This window comes from Zobellella sp. An-6, assembly GCF_052487945.1.
In genome coordinates this window covers 4,015,651-4,034,794 of the sequence record NZ_CP199259.1, presented here as the reverse complement: position 1 = coordinate 4,034,794, position 19,144 = coordinate 4,015,651, and the positions used below count along the sequence as shown (strand labels likewise).

The window sequence follows — 19,144 nt, the reverse complement described above, 5'->3', positions numbered from 1 at the left end:
TGGTGCTCAAGGGCCCCTCCTTTATCCTGCCTCATGACCACGCGGTGCTGATCCGGTGGCATCGGCGTCACCCCGGTCAGGAGCCTGCTGCTGCAGGCCAGGCACGAACGGCGGGCGCCGCCGCTGGTGGTGTTCTACACCAACCGCCGGCCCGCCCGGATGGTGGTTCAGCGGCGGGGGAAGTTGTCCAGGGTCAGTTGGGCCACCTGTTTCAATTCTTCCGGTGTGGCGCCGTTGGTGGCCTGGATGGCCATGCCCTGGAGCACTGTGCCCAGGTAACGGGCCAGCACCGCGGTATCGACCTCGGCCGGCAGGTCGCCCTGCTCCCTGGCCTGTTCCAGGCGTTCCCGCAAGGCCAGTTCGCCGTTGCGGCGGCGGGCGATCAGCGCGGCCTTGACGGTCTCGGCCGCCTCACTGCAGGACAGGGCGCCCTGTACCACCACGCAGCCATGGGGGTGGCTGGTATCGGCCATGCTGGTAGCCGCGCCGAACAGCATATGTTCCGCCACCTGGTAGGCGGTCGGTTGCTGCAGGGCCGGGTAGAAGAAGGCGCAGGGGCGGTTTTCGTAGAGTTCGATCGCTTTCAGAAACAGCTGTTCCTTGTTGCCGAAAGCGGAGTACAGGCTGGGCTTGTTGATGCCCATGGCTTCGGTCAGATCGGACAGCGATGCCCCGTCGTATCCTTTCCTCCAGAACACGTCCAGGGCTTTCTCCAGGGCTTTCTCCATGTCGAAGGCACGTGGGCGGCCAACACTGGGGGGGCAGGTTCCCGTAGACATAAACAAGCTCCTACATAAAAACTGTTTATATCTTAAACATGGTAAAACCCTCTGTCCAGCAGGCTTATTTACCGACCGGTAAGCAAATGGCGGCGGCGCGCGGGCCGATGAAAATATTTTGTACTCATAAGTATAAAATTAATTGACTGTCATTCCCCACCCTATATATTTACTCATCGGTACAAAATTAAATGGCTGCCCGCACGTCGGCGCGGGCTACCGTCAACCGCCTTGAGGATATCGTTGTGAACAGGAATGGCGTCATCAGAAACATTATTTTCGCAAGCCTGGCCAGCGTGCTGCTGGCCGGGTGTGAGCGTCCGCAAGCGGCGGCGGGAGCGCCCGCCGCGCCCGAGGTGCAGGTCGCCACCGTGATCCATGAACGCATTACCGAGTGGGATGAGTTCACCGGCCGGCTGCAGGCGCCGGAGACGGTGGTGCTGATGCCCAGGGTTTCGGGCTACGTACAGCAGGTGCATTTCAGGGAAGGGAGCCTGGTCGAGCCCGGCGAGGTGCTGTTCCAGCTCGACCCGGCTCCCTTTCAGGCGGAGGTGACGCGCCTGCAGGCCGAACTGCAGGGCGCGCAGACGGCGCTCAGGCTGGCCGACAGCGACTACCGGCGGGCCAATGCGCTGCGGGCCGGACGCGCCATCGCCGAAGAGGTGCTGGATGCCAGGCTGGCGCGCAAGCATCAGACGGCGGCGGCGGTCGCCTCGGTGTCGGCCGCCCTGCAGCGGGCCGAGCTGGATCTGGCGTATACCCGGGTGACGGCGCCTATCGCTGGCCGGGTGTCCTACGCCCAGGTCACCGCCGGCAACTACGTCAGCGCCGGCCAGACCCCGCTGACGCGTATCGTTTCCACCGAGGAAATGCATGCCTACTTCGATGTGGACGAACAGAGCTACCTCAAATACGCCACCCTGAGCCGCGAGGGGCGACGGGCCGATGCCCGGGAGGACGACAACCCCGTGTTTATGGCCCTGTCCGGTGACGGCGACTTCGACCGCATCGGCCGCATCGACTTCGTGGACAACGCGGTCGATCAGCACACCGGCACCATCCGCCTGCGGGCCCGCTTCGCCAACCAGGACGGCAGCCTGCTGCCGGGCCTGTTTGCCCGGATCAGGCTGGCCGGCAGCGGCAGCTACCGGGGCGTGCTGATCGATGACAAGGCGATAGGCACCGATCTGAACCATAAATTCGTGCTGGTGGTCGACGACCAGGATCGGCTGGAATACCGCGGCGTTACCCTGGGAGGAAGGGTTGGCGGCCTGCGCATCATCAAGGCCGGGCTAAGCCCGCATGAGCGGATAGTGGTCAATGGTCTGCAGCGGGTCAGGCCCGAGATGACGGTCACGCCGACCCCGGTGGACATGGCCGAGGCCGGGCAGCTGAACGACCTGCGGGCGAGTCAGGCATTGCTGGACAAGGCCGGAGCCGGGCTGACGGCCCGGGCCGAGCCGGTTCGCGATCGCGGTTAAGGAGCTGGAGCCATGTTTTCGCAATTCTTCATCAAAAGACCGATCTTCGCCGCGGTGATCTCGATGATTTTCGTGCTCACCGGCGCCATAGCGGTATGGCAACTGCCCATTACCGAATACCCGGACGTGGTGCCGCCGACCGTGGTGGTCACCGCCAACTATCCGGGCGCCAATCCCAAGGTGATCGCCGAGACCGTCGCCTCGCCGCTGGAGCAGGAAATCAACGGCGTGGAGCAGATGCTGTACATGTCTTCCCAGGCGACGTCCGATGGCCGGATGACGCTGACCATCACCTTTGCCATCGGCACCGATGTCGACCGGGCGCAGACCCAGGTGCAGAGCCGGGTCGACCGGGCCATGCCGCGGCTGCCGCAGGAAGTGCAGCGGCTGGGGGTGGTCACCGAGAAGTCGTCGCCGGACCTGACCATGGTGGTGCACCTGACCTCGCCCGATGACAGTCACGACATGCTGTACCTGTCGAACTATGCGGCGCTGAACGTGAAGGACGAACTGGCGCGGATCAAGGGCGTCGGCAGCGTGCGGTTGTTCGGTGCCGGGGAATACAGCCTGCGGGTGTGGCTGGATCCGCACCGGGTGGCGGCCCTGGGCCTGTCGCCCCGGCAGATCATCGACGCCATCGGCGAGCAGAACCAGCAGGCCGCCGCCGGCAGCCTGGGGGCCCAGCCCAGCCGGGAGTCCGAGTTCCAGCTGCTGATCAACGTCAAGGGCCGGCTGAGCACGGTGGAAGAGTTTGAGGACATCATCATCAAGGTTGGCCCCGACGGGGAGATCAGCCGACTGAAGGATGTGGCCCGGGTTGAACTGGGAGCCGACAACTACGCGTTGCGTTCCCTGCTGGATAACCGGGAAGCGGTCGCCATTCCGATCTTCCAGGCCTCCGGCTCCAATGCCATCCAGATCTCCAACGACGTCAGGGCCAGGATGGCCGAGCTGGCGGAGTCCTTCCCGGCCGGGGTGGACTACGCCATCGTGTACGACCCGACGGTCTTTGTGCGCGGCTCGATTGAGGCTGTGGTGAAGACCCTGTTCGAGGCCGTGCTGCTGGTGGTGCTGGTGGTGGTGCTGTTTCTGCAGACCTGGCGCGCCTCCATTATTCCGCTGGTGGCGGTGCCGGTGTCGCTGGTCGGTACCTTTGCCTTCATGCATCTGCTGGGTTTCTCCCTCAATGCCCTGTCCCTGTTCGGCTTGGTGCTGGCCATCGGCATAGTGGTGGATGACGCCATCGTGGTGGTGGAAAACGTGGAGCGCAACATTGCCGACGGGCTTTCGCCGGTGGCGGCGACCCAGAAGGCGATGAAGGAAGTCACCGGCCCCATCGTGGCCACCACCCTGGTGCTGGCGGCGGTGTTTATTCCCACCGCCTTCATGTCGGGCCTGACCGGACAGTTCTACAAGCAGTTTGCCCTGACCATCACCATTTCTACCTTTATTTCCGCGCTCAATTCGCTGACCCTGAGCCCGGCGCTGTCGGCATTGCTGCTGAAAGGCCATGGTGAGAACAAGGACGCGCTGACCCGGGCCATGGACCGGTTGCTGGGCGGCTGGCTGTTTGCTCCCTTTAACCGCTTCTTCGCGCGCCTGTCCGAGGGCTACGGCTGGCTGGTCAGAAAAGTGATCCGCTTCGGCGGCATCGTCGGCGTGCTCTACCTCGCGCTGGTGGGCCTGACCGGATTGCAGTTTGCCACCACGCCCACCGGTTATGTGCCGGGGCAGGACAAGCAGTACCTGGTGGCCTTTGCCCAGTTGCCGGACGCCGCCTCGCTGGAGCGCACCGATGCGGTGATCAAGGAGATGTCGCGCATCGCGCTGGCGCATCCCAGCGTCGAGCACGCGGTGGCCTTTCCCGGCCTGAGCATCAACGGCTTTACCAACAGCCCGAACAGCGGCATCGTGTTCGTGACCCTGAGCGACTTCGCCGAGCGTCAGGGCGCCGGGCAGTCGGCCAGTGCCATTGCCGGCGAGCTGAACCAGGCGTTCGGGGGCATCCAGGACGCATTCGTCGCCATTTTCCCGCCGCCGCCGGTCATGGGCCTGGGCACCATCGGTGGTTTCCGCCTGCAAATCCAGGACAGGGCCAACCTGGGCTACGAGGAACTGTACCGGGTGAACATGCAGGTCATGCAGCGGGCCTGGGCCGCCCCCGAGCTGGCGGGGATCTTCTCCAGTTATCAGGTGAACGTGCCGCAGCTGGAACTGGACGTCGATCGCACCAAGGCCAAACAGCAGGGGGTATCGCTGGATGAGGTGTTCCAGACCCTGCAGGGCTATATGGGGTCGACCTACGTCAACGACTTCAACCGGTTCGGCCGCACCTATCAGGTGAATGTGCAGGCCGACGAGGCCTTTCGTCAGGATCCGGAGCAAATCCGCCAGCTGAAGGTGCGCAACCTGAGCGGAGACATGGTGCCGCTGGGTTCCTTTATCACTGTCAACCAGGTTGCCGGACCGGATCGGGTGATGCGCTATAACGGTTTCACCACCGCCGAGATCAACGGCGGGCCGGCCTCCGGGTTCAGCAGCGGCGAGGCGCAGGCGGCGATGGAGCAGATCCTGGCGGAGACCCTGCCGCATGGCATGAGCTACGAGTGGACCGAGCTGACCTACCAGCAGATCCTGGCCGGCAACAGTGGCCTGCTGGTCTATCCGCTGGTGATCCTGCTGGTGTTTATGGTGCTGGCGGCCCAGTACGAGAGCCTGAGCCTGCCGCTGGCCATCATCCTGATCATCCCGATGACGCTGTTGTCGGCGCTCAGCGGCGTGTTGCTCTACGGTGGAGACAACAACATCTTTACCCAGATAGGCCTGATCGTGCTGGTGGGGCTGGCGACCAAGAACGCCATCCTGATCGTCGAGTTCGCCAAGGAACTGCAGGATCAGGGCATGACCACCCTGCAGGCGATACTGGAGGCGGCGCGGTTGCGGTTGCGGCCGATCCTGATGACCTCCATTGCCTTTATCATGGGGGTGGTGCCCATGGTGTTCTCCTCGGGGGCCGGGGCCGAAATGCGCCAGGCCATGGGCGTGGCCGTGTTCTCCGGCATGATCGGGGTCACCGTATTCGGGCTGATACTGACACCGCTGTTCTATTACCTGCTGGCCCGGCGCGGCGAGCGCCGGGCCGCCGCACAGCCAACGGCCGAGGAGCTGCAGCATGCGTAACAACACCATTGCATCCATGGTTGCCGCCCTGCTGCTGAGCGCCTGCACCACGGTGGGCCCCGATTATCAGGCTCCGCGACAGGTGGCGGACATCGACTTCAGCAGTCCTTATAGCCGGGCCGAGCGGGCCCTGAGCTGGTGGCAGGTGTTCGAGGATCCGCACCTTGACCGGCTGATTGAGCTGACGCTCGCTAACAACCGTGAGCTGGAGCAGGCCAGCGCCAATGTTGAGCGGGCCTATGCGGTGTTCCACGACGTGGACAACAACCGCTGGCCCCAGGGCAGTCTTGATGCCGGCTATCAGGCCGGCGAAAACGGCACCGTGGCGAGCGACGACGATGGCGTTATCGCGCGCGGTTACCGCAGCGGTCTCGGCCTGAGCTGGGATCCGGACTTGTTCGGCAAGCTTCGCCGAGCCAGCCAGGCGGCCCGGGCCGAAGCCGAGCAGGCCAGGATCCTCTGGCACGACGCCCAGCTGCGGCTGGTCAGCCAGGTGGCGACCAGCTACGGAGAATACCGGGGCGCCCAGCTGCGGCTGGAGGTTGCCCGGCAGAACCTGGACAACCTGCGGCAGACCAGGGACATTATCCAGGCCCGTTTCGATGCCGGCCTGGCCTCCGAACTGGAGCTGGTGCGCATCGATGCCCAGTTGCTGGAGGTGGCGGCCGGTCTCCCGGATCTCCAACTGGCACTGCTGACCGCGGAAACGACCCTGGCGGCGCTGGTGGGCAGCAAGCCGGGCCCGCTGCAACTGGGAGAACGGGCCGAATTGCCGCGGCTGGCGCAGCCGGTGGCCATTGCCGACGGCACCAACTATCTGCGCTATCGCGCCGACGTGGCCGGAGCCGAGCGGTCGCTGGCCGCGCGCACCGCCGATATCGGCGTGGCCACCGCCGATCTGTACCCCAGCCTGTCGTTCAGCGGTTTCCTCGGATTCGTGTCCGGTCCCGGCTGGGCCCTCGGCGCCGACCAGCGCAGCTGGTCCATCGCCCCCGGGCTGAGCTGGCAGGCGGCGGATCTGGGGTCGGTCAGGGCACGCATCCGGGCCGCCGGCGCCGGTCGGCAAATGGCGCTGGCCGAGTTTGAACAAAAGGTCATCGATGCCCTGGGCGAAATGCAGCTGGCACTGCACGGCTACAACCTCGGCCGGGAGCGGCAACTCGGACTGGAGCAGCAGTGGCAGGCCAGCAACAAGGCGGTGGCTATTGCCCGGGCCCGCTACCAGGCCGGCAGCGGCGACTTCCTAGAACTGCTGGACGCGGAGCGGGAGCAACTGCGCAGCCGCGATCGGATGGCGCAACAGGAGCAGGACAGCTTCAGCCGGCTGGTCGCCGTTTATCGCAGCTTTGGTGGCGGCATCGAGCCGCTGTAGGGGCTCGGCATGCTGCTGTTTGCGGCGGTGCGCATCAGGCGGGGAGGCGGTTATCGAAGGTCTGGTTGCAGGCGCCGATCAGCCGCTCCGCCAGCAGCCGGCTGTGGGCCGAGAGCTGGGCCTGGGCGTGCAGGGTCAGCTCCAGGTCCGGCACCGGCGGCAGGCCGTCGCGCTGGTCGAGGATACGGTGGCGTTCGGTGACCAGGCGGCGGGGCAGCAGCGAGATGCCGAGGCCGGCTTCCACCGCGCAGCACACCCCGGACAGGCTGGTGCTCACATAGGCCAGCCGCCAGCTGCGGCCCAGGCTGTCGAAGGTGTGCGCCATCTCGCTGCGGTAGAGGCCGCCGATGGGAAAGGTGACCAGGGGAATGGGGTGGTTGTCCAGGTTGTTGCCGTCCAGGCTGTCGATCCAGCACAGCGGCTCGGGCCAGCTGGCCAGGCCGGGGGCGCTGCCCTGGCGCTGCTTGACCAGGGCCAGGTCCAGGTCGCTGCGCTGGAACTCGCGCCAGATGTCGCTGCACAGGCCGCTCTTCACCTCCAGGCGGATGCCGGGGTACTCGCTGGCGAAGGCCGACAGGGTGGGCATGATGGCGTGGGTGGCGAAATCTTCCGGCACCCCCAGGCGGATCTTCTGCTGCTCGGCGCTCAGGCTGGTCTGGGCCAGCGCCTCGTTCATCAGCTGCAGGATGCGGCGGGCGTAGCTCAGCACCCGCTCTCCTTCCAGGGTGGCGGTGACGTAGCGCCCCTTGCGGTGCAGCAGCTCGCAGCCGAGCAGGGATTCGAGCTTGCGCACCTGCTGGCTGACGGTGGACTGGGTGAGGTGGGTGCTGTCGGCGGCGCGGGTAAAGCTGCCGGTGTCGACCACGGCGACAAAGCTGCGCAGCAGCACGGGATCCAGGGTGGTGTTCAGGTTCATGCCTTCCATCCAGTGGCAAAGCCACTAGTTGCCATTCAGTTATTTAATTTATAAATCAAACGGCCTTACTCTACAATCAGGGGTGTTCAGCATTTAAACAGCAGCCTCGTCAAGACCACTGCTGATCCGTTGGCGCAGACCAACCACTTTGCATAAATAAAGGACAGATGTCATGGCCCGTAATTCTTATTATGCCCCCACCGGCGGTCTGCCGCCCCAGACGCAGCTGATCAACGATCGCGCCGTCTTCACCGAAGCCTACGCCATCATCCCCAAGGGCGTGATGAGCGACATCGTGACCAGCTTTCTGCCGTTCTGGGACAACACCCGGCTGTGGGTCATCGCCCGGCCGATGAGCGGCTTCGCCGAGACCTTCTCCCACTACATCATGGAAGTCTCCCCCCAGGGCGGCAGCGACAGGCCCGAGCTGGACTCCGGCGCCGAAGGCGTGCTGTTCGTGGTGGAAGGGGAAATGACCCTGACCCTGGAAGGTAAAGTGCACCAGATGCAGACCGGCGGCTACGCCTTCCTGCCGCCAGGCACCAACTGGAGCCTGAAGAACAACGGCGACGCGCCGGTGCGCTTCCACTGGATCCGCAAGGCCTACGAATTCGTGGACGGCATCGAGGTGCCGGAAGCCTTCGTGACCAACGAGAACGACATAGCACCGACCCCGATGCCGGACACCAACGACGCCTGGGCCACCACCCGCTTCGTGGACTCCGCCGACATGCGCCACGACATGCAGGTCAACATCGTGACCTTCCAGCCCGGCGGCGTCATCCCCTTCGACGAAACCCACGTCATGGAGCACGGCCTCTATGTGCTGGAAGGCAAGGCGGTGTACCACCTGAACCAGGACTGGGTGGAAGTGGAAGCCGGCGACTACATGTGGCTGCGCGCCTTCTGCCCGCAGGCCTGCTACGCCAGCGGCCCGACCCGCTTCCGCTACCTGCTGTACAAGGACATCAACCGTCATATGGTGCTGAACGCCTCGCCCGCCTACCGCGGCAACCGGCGCTAAGCAGCCATGCCAGCAAAAGGGCGGCCTTTGGGCCGCCCTTTTGCGTATGGCCGTGAGGGGTAAATCGTAAGAGCCTGTTTTAAATCTTTGCGAAGCTTGTCTGTAACCATTGAGCAAAGAGTCAACAGGGCCACCTCCACCGACACGCTTCAAGCACATCCCTGTGACGCTCGGCACATGCCATCCCTGGCATGTGACGGTCGGTGGAGGTAATCCCTGTTACCTCTTCCAAGCTTCGCAGTGGGCTGCGGGTCTAACCAACAGGCGACACCGAGCTTTGGAGAGGACAAAGAGTGCTGCTCCGCCGGCCGTTGGCGCCAGGGATGGCGCCGTCGAGCCCCCAGGGGGTGAGCTTGCTCGCCGTGACGAGCCGTTTCGGCCTGACCGAACATCCAGTGAATGTTCGCAGCAGGCCGAAATGGCGAATATCAGGTCCTACGGCGAGTCGGCGGAGTAGTGCACTTTGGCCGCATACACCAGATCGTAAACAGGTTCTAACACAGCAGCAGCCGGTGCAGTTCGTGCAGCGAACTCACCTGGTAGTGGGGGCGGATGCCCTCGGGCGCGGGCTTGCCGGCGGGGTTCAGCCAGCAGGTGTGCAGGCCGGCGTTGAGGCCACCGAGAATGTCGGAGTGGGGGTTGTCGCCCACCATCAGTACCTGCTCCCTGGGCGGCCGGCCCATCAGGTCCAGGGCGTGCTCGAAGATGCCCGGATCCGGCTTGGCCAGGCCCACCTGCTCGGAGATCACCAGGGTGGAGAAGGCGTCCCCGAAGCCGGTGCGCTCCAGCCGTACCTGCTGCAGCTCGGTAAAGCCGTTGGTGATGATGCCGAGTTGTGCCTGGCCGGACAGGGCGTCGATCAGCTCCCTTGCGCCGGGCAGGGGAGCGCAGATGTCCGCCATGGCGTGGAGAAAGGCGCTGTTCAGCTCGCGGGCACTGACCGCCAGCCGCTCCGCCCAGCCGGCGAAGCGCCGGTGCTGCAATTGCTCGGCGGTGATGTGGCCGTCCTGGTAGTCCACCCACAGCGGCTGGTTGAGGGTCTGGTAGTGGGCAAAGTCCTGCTCACCGAAGTCCACCCCGAAGCCGGCGAACATGCGCCTGAGCCCCTGGTAGGCGTCGAAGTGGAAAAGGGTGTCGTCGGCGTCGAACAGTATCCATTTATAGTGCATTTGTTATCTTCTCCAGCGTCTTTCGCGCTTTTGTGGGGGCTTTCTGCAAGAAGGTGTGGATTGTATGCTTTTTGGCCGAAAAAGCACAGGATAGCCTTTCAAGACTCGAACATGTCCTGTCATGCGGGCCTTTCCTTTCCCCCTCGTCCGGGCTGACCTAAGATAGGGGCCCGGCCCCGCTCAGGAAGACCCAAGGTGCAACTCAACTACAACCTGCTGCCCACCCTCAGGGTGCTGCTCGATACCCGCAACCTCAGCCTGGCGGCCGAGCGGCTGCACCTGAGCCAGCCCTCGGTGAGCAAGCAGCTGGCCCAGCTGCGCCGGGACTTCAACGACGAGCTGCTGGTGCGCGAGGGCCAGCGCTGGCTGCTCACGCCCCGGGCCGAGCAGCTGGCCCGGGAGCTGGCCGATGCGCTCGGCGGCCTGGAGCGGCTCTACGCGGCGCCCGGCTTCGAGCCGGCCCGCTGCGAGCGGGTGTTCCGCCTGGCTTCGTCCGACTATGTGGCCCAGTACATCTTGCCGGAGATCTGCGCCGAGCTGGCCCGCCAGGCGCCGGGGGCGGCGCTGGAATACGAGCTGTGGGACAAGCGCCAGTTGCCGCTGCTGTGGGAGTCGCCGCTCGATCTGGTGTCCACCATCACCGACCAGGTGCCGGATCTTATCCGCGGCCTGCGCCAGGGGGAGGACGGCCTGGTGGTGCTGATGGGCCGGCAGCACCCGCTGGCGGGCCGGCCGCTCGGCCTGGACGACTACCTGGCCTGGCCCCACCTGCAGGTGAGCGGCGGCGGCGACAAGGACAGCCCGGTGGAGCGGGTGCTGGCACCCCTGGGGCTGGCCCGGCGCTGGTTTGCCCGGGTGCCCTTCTTCCAGGCGGCGGTGGAGGTGCTGTGCCGTACCCACTGCCTGCTGACCACCCCGGCCCATATCGCCTGGCAGCTGTCCCAGGGCCACCCCCTGGCCTACACCGCCCTGCCGTTCGCCACCCAGAGCCAGCAATACCACCTGATGTGGCACCAGCGCCACCACCAGGATCCGGCCCACCGCTGGTTCCGGGAGCTGTGCTTCCCCTTCCTGCGGGATCACCTGCAGCGCACGGTGCGGGAGAGTCGCACTAAACTATAGCCTGTGGTTATGAAGTCTATTCCTAACTTTCATTATGGGCATGATGAGGGCGGTATTAAGCTGAGACCCAGAACCCCGGTGAGACGAGAGGAAGAGGATGGAACTGACCAGTTGGCTGGCATTGGCGGCGATTTGCGTGATGGGGGCCATCAGCCCCGGGCCCAGCCTGGCGGTGGTGATCCGCAACACGGTACGGGGCGGCCAGGGACACGGGGTGGCCACCGCCCTGGGCCACGGCCTGGGAGTGGGGCTCTACGCCCTGATCACCGCCCTGGGGCTGGCGCTGCTGATCACCAAAACCCCGCTGCTGTTCGACATCATCCGCTACGGCGGCGCCGCCTTCCTCGCCTGGCTGGGGCTGAAGGCGCTGCTGGCCCGGCCCGGCGGCGAAGGGGACCGGCAGGGCAGCCATAGCGTGCGCGGCCGGCGGGGCGCCTTCGAGGGCTTTATGGTGGCCTTCCTCAATCCGCAGCTGGCCATCTTCTTCCTGGCCCTGTTCAGCCAGTTCGTGCGCGCCGACACCGGCTGGCAGCAGGGCGGCATCATGATGCTCACCGCCGGCGGCATCGACGCCCTCTGGTATGTGCTGGTGGCCCTGGCGCTGTCGCGCGGGCCCGTGCTGGTGTGGCTCCAGGCCAAGTCGGGGGCGATCGACAAGCTCAGCGGCCTGGTGCTGCTGGGACTGGCGCTGAAGGTGGTGATCTGATGGAAGCCCATACCCTGCTGATGTTCGTGATCGCCACCCTGTCGCTCAACCTGATCCCGGGGCCGGACGTTGTCTATGTGGTGTCCAGCACCATGCGCGGCCGGCTGCGCACCGGGCTCAAGGCCGCCCTGGGGCTGGGCCTGGGCTACCTGGTGCACACCGCCGCCGCCGTGCTGGGGCTGTCGGCGCTGATTTTGAGCTCCGCCTTCCTGTTCGGCCTGGTGAAGTACCTGGGCGCCTGCTACCTGCTCTACCTCGGTGCCATGGCGCTGCGCAACTGCTGGCGCGGCACCTCGCCCCTGCGGCCGCAGGCCGGCGCCGCGCCGGCGCGGGGCGTGTTCCGCCAGGGGGTGGTGGTGAGCGTGCTCAACCCCAAGGTGGCCATCTTCTTTTTGTCCTTCCTGCCCCAGTTCGTGAGCGTCAACTCGGCCAATCCCGCCGCCGAGCTGGTGCTGCTCGGCCTGCTGTTCAGCCTGCTGGCGACCCTGAGCAACAGCCTCTACGCCTGCCTGGGCGGCCTGGTGTTCGGCAACCCGGCCGGCGCCCGCTATACCCGGGCGCTGGAGGGCGGCTCCGGGGTGCTGCTGCTGGGCCTGGGCGCGCGCATCGCGCTGAGTAAAAACTAGCCGAGGCCTGGCGATTGGTTCTGGGTGAGTCTTTCCGTTACCGCCGGACGGCGGCAAGGGAAGGCTATCTGGCACAGGGAATGCCGGCCCATGGTATTGCCTTCGCTATCGACTGCCAGCGGGATAACGCCGTCTTGGCCGATGGCTGACCGTCGCCCGGCTGGCCTGCTCGGGTCAGCTGTTTGTTACATCTGCGTTGCCTTGTCTGTTTTGTCGGCGTTTTCCATGGCCAGCTCATGCAGCCGATAGACCTTCTCCAGCTCGCCGGCATCGGCGTCGGGCCGGCCGTGATTCTTCAGGTAGGTGCGGTAGTGCACTATGCCGGTGGCGCACTGGGTGTCGATCTGCGGCTCGCCGACAAGGTCGGCCGAGCGGAAGTTGTCGATGGTGTAGACGCTGCACACCCCCTGGTTGCGCAACGGCTTTTTCGGGCCATGGCTGGGGTTGCCGCCGCCGCTGTTGGCAGCCGTCACCCGGTCCGCCGTCGTGCCTTGGGACGAGGCCGCCAGGGTCTGTTGCTGCAGTTGGGCCAGGTTGCTGCCCTGGCCGTCTTCCAGCCAGATATCCCTGGTGGCGGCGGTAGTTACCTGCATGGTCTGCTCGAGGGGCAGGTCCGCCTGCAGGCCCGCCGCCACCAGGCCGGCGGAGGCGATCAGTTTGCCGAGCAGGGCGCCGTCATGACCACCGCTTGTTTGTTTTCTTGTGTATTGGCGCAGCAGCCGTTCGGTGTTGTCATATCCCCGGTAGACTGCGATATCGAGTGGAGTATGGCCCTTCTGGTTCCTGACATTGGGGTTCACTCCTGTCTGGATCAAATAACCTGCCAGCTCGGGGCTATCCTTCATGGCCACATAATGCAGGGCATTGCTGCCATTCGCATTGACGGCCCCGGGATTGGCTCCCGCCGCCACCAGCATTTTCACCAACGGCAGAGCATCGTTTGGTCTCGCGACTGCCTTCATCAAGGGCGTCATGCCATTGTCGCTACAGGACCGGTTCAACTGGCCGTCCTTCAGTAGCAGGGCCAGAGTATCCGGCCCGATAAAGCCGTCGCCTTGGGACTTTTTCTGCCATGTCATGAACCAGCCCCCATTCGTTCCTTGGTGCATAACAATGCCCTGGGCCATGATGCAAAGCAGGCTCATGGAAGCGGGCTGTGTTGCAGCTCCAAAACCATCGTAATCACCAAACGCCCTGGGTTCGTGCAGGCGCCAGTCGGTGTCCGAGGCCAGCAGATCGCGAACTATCGATTCATTGCCGCCGAGCAGGGCCCATTGCATGGCATCGGCCCGGGCGTGCCCATGTTGGCTGATGTCATGTGCCTGCTTCGGGTCCAAGGGGACGACGCCGAACGCTTTCAGCTGTTGATAGATCCCGCTCTCCCCCTTTGCCATCGCACTCTCCATGGCATCGATCAACAATGGCGACTCGGGGGTGAGCTTCTCCAGCTGCAGGGCCAGCAGCTCGGAGCTGCCCGCCATCACGGCAGCATTGATTGACCACATTTCGGGCATGGCACCATGATCCAGCAGCCAGCGTACCGCGGCCGGCTTGGCCGACTGTACCGCCTGGTACAAAGGAAAGCTGTTGGCCTGTTTATCGATAGCCACGCCATGGCCTGCCGCCAGGGCCTGCTCCATGGCCGCTACATCGCCGGCGGCCGCCGCCGCTGCCATGGGGCCCAGGGGGCGCTGCTGGGCACAGGCCGACAGCAACAGGGTTATCGCCACAGGTACGAGCCATTGCCGGCAACGTATCATCATGTCCATGGTGAAACACTCCTTCTTGCATCGATAAAACGGGACGCCGGCGGGAAACCATAAGCTCTCGCACCAGCGCGTTTCCACCTACATCCGGGTTGCCTTGTCCAGCTTGTCGGCGTTTTCCATGGCCAGCATGTGGAGTCGGTAGACCTTCTCCAGCTCGCCGGCCTCGGCGTCCGGGCGGCCGTGGTTCTTCAGGTAGGTGCGGTAGTGCACTATGCCGGTGGCGCACTGGGTGTCGATCTGCGGCTCGCCGACAAGGTCGGCCGAGCGGAAGTTGTCGATGGTATAGACACTGCACACCCCCTGGTTGCGCAGCGGTTTTTTCGGGCCATGGCTGGGGTTGCCCGCGTCTGCAGCGCCGGTGCCGCCACCCGTCATCGCGCCTTGCACCGAGGCCGCCAGGGTCTGTTGCTGCAGTTGGGCCAGGTTGCTGCCCTGGCCGTCCTCCAGCCAGATGTCCCTGGTGGCGGCGGTGGCTACCTGCAGGGTCTGCTCGACGGGCAGGTCCGCCTGCAGGCCCACGGCCACCAGGCCGGCGGAGGCGATCAGCTTGCCGAGCAGGGCGCCGTCGCCGGACGAACCGGCGCCGCCGCGGTTGGTGGGCGCGCGATAGCGGCGCAGGGTGGCCGAGGTTTTTTCATAGCCCCGGTCAATGGCCAGGTCCAGCGCGGTGTCGCCGTCGGTATCACCCAGCGCCGGGTTCGCGCCGAGCTGCAGCAGGGCTTCGGTTGTGTCGTAATGGCCGGAGTTGGCCGCCCGATGCAGGGGCGTCCATTTGTACTGGTTGTTCACCCGGGTATTGGGATCGGCGCCCGCCGCCACCAGCAGTTTCATAATGGGACGAGTGTCCTTGCCGGAAGCCACCGCCTGGTAAAGCGGGGTGAAGCCATGCCCCGTCTTGCGGTCGGGCTCGGCCCCCAACTGCAGCAGCAGGGTGACCACTTCCTCGTGGTTTTTGTCGGCGGAGATGGCCAGTGGTGTCCAGCCACTAGGACCATTGGCACTGTTCGGATCGGCTCCCATCGCCAGCAACATACTGACGATATCCAGATGGTTGTTGTGCGCGGCGATATAGAGGGCGCGCCAGCCGTTATTATTTTCCTCCACCCTGGCCCCCGCCGATAACAGCCTGGCCGCCATTTGGGTGCGGCCTTTCTCGGCAGCGCAATACAGGGGGGAAAATCCATTGTCGGCAGCTTGGTTGGCATCGGCACCGGCGTCCAGCAATGCCTGCAACAACCGGGGATTATCCTGGCCACTGCGACCACAGACAGCGGTGTAGAGTGCGGCCCAACCCCGGCCGTCCTTGCGTTTTACATCCGCGCCCGCCGCGAGCAGGCTGCGAACCATCTCCTCGTTCCCCTTGTCCGCCGCCATGGTCAGGGGGGAGTAAGCGCCCGGCTCCAGCACGGCCTGCGGATCCGGCTTGGCGCCCAGTGCCAAGAGCTTGGCAACCAGGGTGGGGTTTCCCGACTCGGCGGCGTAGGTCAACGGCACCTGGCCATGGGTGGTGGCCAGTTCGATGTCGGCTCCCTGCTCGATCAGGTAGTCGGCTATTTCGATCTGGTTGAACTTCAAGGCGCCCATGAGAGGAGAGAGTTCCCTGGGCAGGGTGGTTCGCCTGTCCACTTGTGCCCCAAGCTCTACCAGCAGCTTGACCGATTCGACATCTCGTTTATCGATGGCATAGAGGAGGGGGCTGGGCTCATCGGGAGCAATGGGGTCGACGGGTTCCCCACCCGCCACCAGCTGGCGGATCTTCTCATGATCGCCGTCGAGAACGGCGACGTTGACGGGAGACAGCCCTTGGCAGGCGGTCAGCAGCATCAGGCTGAACATGGCTGCGGCCAGGCGGACCGGGGTGGCGAGGTGGCGCAGCGGCCGCTGGAAATGGGTCATCGACTTCACCATATGTACCTTCACAAAATTAATCATGCAATGCCTCGGGGCCCGAGCGCCCCTTTACTGGCGGGTCACGCTGATCCCGTTCAGCTCGTAGTAGAACGTTTGCTTACGGTCGCACTGGGAGTGGTTCCAGCCCGGATCGGCGGCACGCCCGCCGGCCTTGAGTTTCTTCTCACCGACATAAACCCGCTGCCGGTCACCCGCTCCGGGGTGGTTGGAGCCACACCAGACCACGCCTTCCTCCACCTCAACATGGACCGGGTAGGCGTTGGTGTTGACCATGCCGAGGCGCACCGTGCTGCCGGCCCGGGCCGAATAGAATTCCACCCCATCGGCGGTCCCCATGAGGTTCCAGTCCAGAGCCGACAAAGCGGTGCCGGGCACAGCGGCGGCCAGCCCCGCCAGCAGGGCCATACGGGAAAGTCGATTTTTCAGTGTTGTTTTCATCGTTCTTGTCCTGTTTATGCGTGGGTTACCCCGGCTCATGATCCGCGGCGGGCCTGCAGCGTCTGGGAGTGGTGGTTCATTCGAACCCAGCCGGTCACTATCGCCAAAGGTAGAGCAACGCGGTGTGCTTGCCCATAACGCAAATGGACTAGGCCGGGTGACTTCGCCCGACAGAAACGGCGACAGCAGCTCACTCAGCCCTTATAATTTGGCCACGTTGGTTCCTCAGTGCACGGAAGCCAGACATGCCAACCCGCACCCTACTGCTGATCGATGATCACGCCATGTTTCGTACCGGCCTCGGGCTGATCCTGAGCAGCCATCCGGACCTGGGTCTCTTGAGCGAGGCCGGCTCTGTCCAGGAAGCCCTGGCCCTGCATGAGGCGGAGCTGATCCTGCTCGATATCGGCCTGCCCGGTATCAACGGTCTGGACGGCATCCTCCTGTTGCAACAGCGCTTTCCCAGGGCCGCCATCCTGATGCTGTCGGCCAGTGACGACCCCGCTCATGTGCAGCACGCCAGGCACAAGGGCGCCCGGGGTTTTATCAGCAAGGCCGCCGATGCCGAAACCATAGTGCAGGCCATCTCCGCACTGGTCCGTGGTGAACGCTATTTCCCCGGCCTCGAACCAACGGCTCCGCCCTTCGAAGGTGCAACCCTCACCGCCCGTCAGCTGGAGGTGTTGAGCCTGCTGTGTGAAGGCAAGTCGAACAAGGCCATCGCCCGTATCCTGGGGGCGGCGGAAAACACGGTGCGGGTGCATGTCTCCGCCATTCTCGCCGTTCTGCGGGTCAGCAGCCGAACCGAGGCCGTGGTGGCGGCCCGGGCACGGGGCATCATCCGTTGAAGAACGCCACGACCATGCCGCGCTCATCCCTGCTCGCGCCCTTTCGCCTGCCCGCCCCCCACATCCTCGAGGAGCTCTCCAATCTGGTGTTGGACAACCTCAGGAAGAGCGGCGTGTTCAGCTCCGCCCTGGTGGCCTGCCTGGCGGTAGCCTCTCTCTCATTACTGTTCGATCTGACCGCCAGCCTCTACTGGCTGCTCGGTATTCAGCTGCTCAACCTGCTCACCTACTGGGCTCTGCTGGCGGAGCCCCGCTGGCGGCTGGACAGCCTGGGCAAGCACCGGCTGCTGCTGGCCGTCTTCGCCAGCGCCGGTATCGGCTGGGGCTTGCTGCCGCTGTTCGTCACCGGCGGGAGCTCCCCCATCCCGCTGCTGTTCGCCACCACCGTCATCACGGTGCATTGCGTCGGCACCTTCGGCCTCACCACCTCCAGCATGGGACTGAGTTGCAGCTACATGTATCCGGCCATGTTGCCCCTGGTCACCCTCTATTTCCTGCAGGAAGATCCCCTCTTTCTCAGCATGGGGCTGGTCTGCGTGGTCTACCTGCTGTGCATGACGGTATTCGCGGCCCAGGCTCAGCAGCAGGCCCGCCAGGCGGTGCTGCTGCGATTCGAGTCCGAGGCCCTGGCCGAGCGGTTGCGACTCGAATCCCAGCGCCTGGAGCAGGCCAAGGCCGAGGCCGAACAGGCCAACCAGGACAAGTCCCGCTTCCTCGCCGCCGCCAGCCATGACCTGCGCCAGCCCCTGCACGCCCTGGGCCTGTTCCTGGATGCGCTCAGCCGCATGCCGCTCGCCGGCCGGCAAGCGGATATGCTGGACAACGCCATCACGGTTGCCGGCTCCACCCGGGACATGCTCGATTCACTGCTGGAATTCTCCCGTCTGGACGCGGGTGTGGTGGGCGTTCACCCCCGGCCTTTCCGCCTGCAGCCCCTGCTGTGCAAGCTGGAAGTGGAGATGGCGCCCCTGGCGGAGGCCAAGGGGCTGGTGTATCGGACCCGGGATTGTCACTGGGCCCTGTTCAGCGATCCGGCCCTGGTGGAGCAGGTGCTGCGCAACCTGCTCACCAATGCCATTCGTTATACCCAAAGCGGCGGGGTGCTGGTGGCCGCGCGGCCGCGGGGATCGCGATTGTGGCTGGAAGTGTGGGATACCGGCATCGGCATAGCGCCGGCCGAGCAGCAACAGGTGTTTCGCGAGTTCTACCAGTTGAACAATCCGGAGCGGGATCGCAGCAAGGGCCTGGGCCTGGGGCTCGCCATTGTCCGGGGCCTGTGTCATACCCTGGGTTGCGAGCTGCTGCTGGACTCCCGGCCGGGCTTTGGCAGCCGTTTTCGCCTGAGCCTGCCCCTGGCGAAAACGGTCGTTGTCGAGGAACCCGGGGCGGTGCCGCTGCCGAGCCGTAGCTTTGATGGCCTCAAGGTGCTGGTGGTGGACGACGATGCTCCGGTGCGCCTGGCGATGGCGGCGCTGCTCGAAGGCTGGGGTTGTGACTGCCGGCTGGCCGGCGACGAGCAACAGGCGCTGGCCCTTGGTACCGAGCGGCCACAGCTGCTGATCGTCGATTACCGGCTGCGGCAAGGGCGCAACGGTGGCCAGGTGATCGCCGCCCTGGCGGAAAAATTCGGCGGTGGCTCGCCGGCCATCATCATCACCGGCGATACCGCGCCGGATCGCCTGCGCGAGGCCCAGGCGACCGGTGCCCTGCTGCTGCACAAGCCGGTCGCGGCGGATAAACTCTACCAGGCCATGCAGCAGGCCCTGGCCGCCGGTTAATGTTTGCTGCTGGGCCTGGGCGCGC

15 protein-coding genes are annotated in these 19,144 nt (G+C 65.0%); 9 read left to right on the top strand and 6 right to left on the bottom strand.

Annotation, left to right across the window (positions count from 1 at the left end; all coding sequences use genetic code 11):
• Window positions 1–167 precede the first annotated feature (167 nt).
• Entirely contained in the window at window positions 168–728 is a 561-nt protein-coding gene (locus tag ACT7DK_RS18910; protein ID WP_445401884.1) for a TetR/AcrR family transcriptional regulator, read from the bottom strand.
• 296 nt (window positions 729–1,024) lie between these two features.
• Here ACT7DK_RS18910 and ACT7DK_RS18905 point away from each other — a divergent pair, with 296 nt between their 5' ends.
• Genes ACT7DK_RS18905 through ACT7DK_RS18895 form a run of 3 tightly spaced genes read left to right on the top strand, consistent with a single transcriptional unit; the run spans window position 1,025 to window position 6,812 of the window.
• Window positions 1,025–2,260 carry an efflux RND transporter periplasmic adaptor subunit gene (locus ACT7DK_RS18905; RefSeq protein ID WP_445401882.1) on the top strand — a complete coding sequence of 412 codons (1,236 nt, stop codon included), beginning with the start codon at window positions 1,025–1,027 and terminating at the stop codon, window positions 2,258–2,260.
• Between the two features lie 12 nt (window positions 2,261–2,272).
• Window positions 2,273–5,440 (top strand): efflux RND transporter permease subunit, encoded by a 3,168-nt coding sequence (locus tag ACT7DK_RS18900; protein WP_445401880.1) that lies wholly within the window; start codon window positions 2,273–2,275, stop codon window positions 5,438–5,440.
• The gene (locus tag ACT7DK_RS18895; protein ID WP_445401878.1) at window positions 5,433–6,812 is read left to right on the top strand and encodes an efflux transporter outer membrane subunit; all 1,380 of its coding nucleotides are present in this window, start codon (window positions 5,433–5,435) and stop codon (window positions 6,810–6,812) included. The genes ACT7DK_RS18900 and ACT7DK_RS18895 overlap by 8 nt, the downstream gene beginning before the upstream one ends.
• 34 nt (window positions 6,813–6,846) lie before the next feature.
• Here the strand turns inward: ACT7DK_RS18895 and ACT7DK_RS18890 are convergent, their stop codons facing one another.
• Window positions 6,847–7,728, bottom strand: coding sequence for a LysR substrate-binding domain-containing protein (locus ACT7DK_RS18890; RefSeq protein ID WP_445401876.1), 882 nt, complete (start codon window positions 7,726–7,728; stop codon window positions 6,847–6,849).
• Between the two features lie 172 nt (window positions 7,729–7,900).
• On the opposite strand from ACT7DK_RS18890, the gene ACT7DK_RS18885 reads away from it, so the two are divergent.
• A complete protein-coding gene (locus ACT7DK_RS18885; RefSeq protein ID WP_445401874.1) occupies window positions 7,901–8,752 on the top strand; it encodes a bifunctional allantoicase/(S)-ureidoglycine aminohydrolase in 852 nt (283 codons plus the stop codon).
• A 494-nt stretch (window positions 8,753–9,246) separates the two neighbouring features.
• On the opposite strand, the gene yjjG is transcribed toward ACT7DK_RS18885, so the two are convergent.
• Complete coding sequence (gene yjjG / locus ACT7DK_RS18880; RefSeq protein ID WP_445401872.1) at window positions 9,247–9,921, bottom strand: pyrimidine 5'-nucleotidase; 675 nt, start codon at window positions 9,919–9,921, stop codon at window positions 9,247–9,249.
• 195 nt (window positions 9,922–10,116) lie between these two features.
• Here yjjG and ACT7DK_RS18875 point away from each other — a divergent pair, with 195 nt between their 5' ends.
• The 3 genes from ACT7DK_RS18875 to ACT7DK_RS18865 all read left to right on the top strand — a co-directional run bounded on the left by ACT7DK_RS18875 (window position 10,117) and on the right by ACT7DK_RS18865 (window position 12,375).
• Window positions 10,117–11,043 carry a LysR family transcriptional regulator gene (locus ACT7DK_RS18875; protein ID WP_445401870.1) on the top strand — a complete coding sequence of 309 codons (927 nt, stop codon included), beginning with the start codon at window positions 10,117–10,119 and terminating at the stop codon, window positions 11,041–11,043.
• A gap of 97 nt (window positions 11,044–11,140) precedes the next feature.
• A complete protein-coding gene (locus ACT7DK_RS18870) occupies window positions 11,141–11,749 on the top strand; it encodes a LysE family translocator (RefSeq protein WP_445401868.1) in 609 nt (202 codons plus the stop codon).
• Window positions 11,749–12,375 (top strand): LysE family translocator, encoded by a 627-nt coding sequence (locus ACT7DK_RS18865; protein WP_445401866.1) that lies wholly within the window; start codon window positions 11,749–11,751, stop codon window positions 12,373–12,375. The genes ACT7DK_RS18870 and ACT7DK_RS18865 overlap by 1 nt, the downstream gene beginning before the upstream one ends.
• Before the next feature lie 185 nt (window positions 12,376–12,560).
• On the opposite strand, the gene ACT7DK_RS18860 is transcribed toward ACT7DK_RS18865, so the two are convergent.
• From ACT7DK_RS18860 to ACT7DK_RS18850, 3 genes are all read right to left on the bottom strand, one after another.
• Window positions 12,561–14,144, bottom strand: a complete 1,584-nt coding sequence (locus ACT7DK_RS18860) for an ankyrin repeat domain-containing protein (protein WP_445401864.1) — start codon at window positions 14,142–14,144, stop codon at window positions 12,561–12,563.
• Window positions 14,145–14,222: 78 nt separating this feature from the next.
• A complete protein-coding gene (locus ACT7DK_RS18855) occupies window positions 14,223–16,076 on the bottom strand; it encodes an ankyrin repeat domain-containing protein (RefSeq protein ID WP_445401862.1) in 1,854 nt (617 codons plus the stop codon).
• 27 nt (window positions 16,077–16,103) lie between these two features.
• On the bottom strand, window positions 16,104–16,493 hold the full coding sequence (locus ACT7DK_RS18850) for a hypothetical protein (RefSeq protein ID WP_445401860.1): 390 nt from the start codon (window positions 16,491–16,493) through the stop codon (window positions 16,104–16,106).
• Window positions 16,494–16,738: 245 nt separating this feature from the next.
• Here ACT7DK_RS18850 and ACT7DK_RS18845 point away from each other — a divergent pair, with 245 nt between their 5' ends.
• Together ACT7DK_RS18845 and ACT7DK_RS18840 are read left to right on the top strand one after the other, a co-directional pair.
• A complete protein-coding gene (locus ACT7DK_RS18845; RefSeq protein ID WP_445401858.1) occupies window positions 16,739–17,341 on the top strand; it encodes a response regulator in 603 nt (200 codons plus the stop codon).
• A 14-nt stretch (window positions 17,342–17,355) separates the two neighbouring features.
• Window positions 17,356–19,119, top strand: coding sequence for an ATP-binding response regulator (locus ACT7DK_RS18840; protein ID WP_445401856.1), 1,764 nt, complete (start codon window positions 17,356–17,358; stop codon window positions 19,117–19,119).
• The last annotated feature ends 25 nt before the right edge of the window (window positions 19,120–19,144 follow it).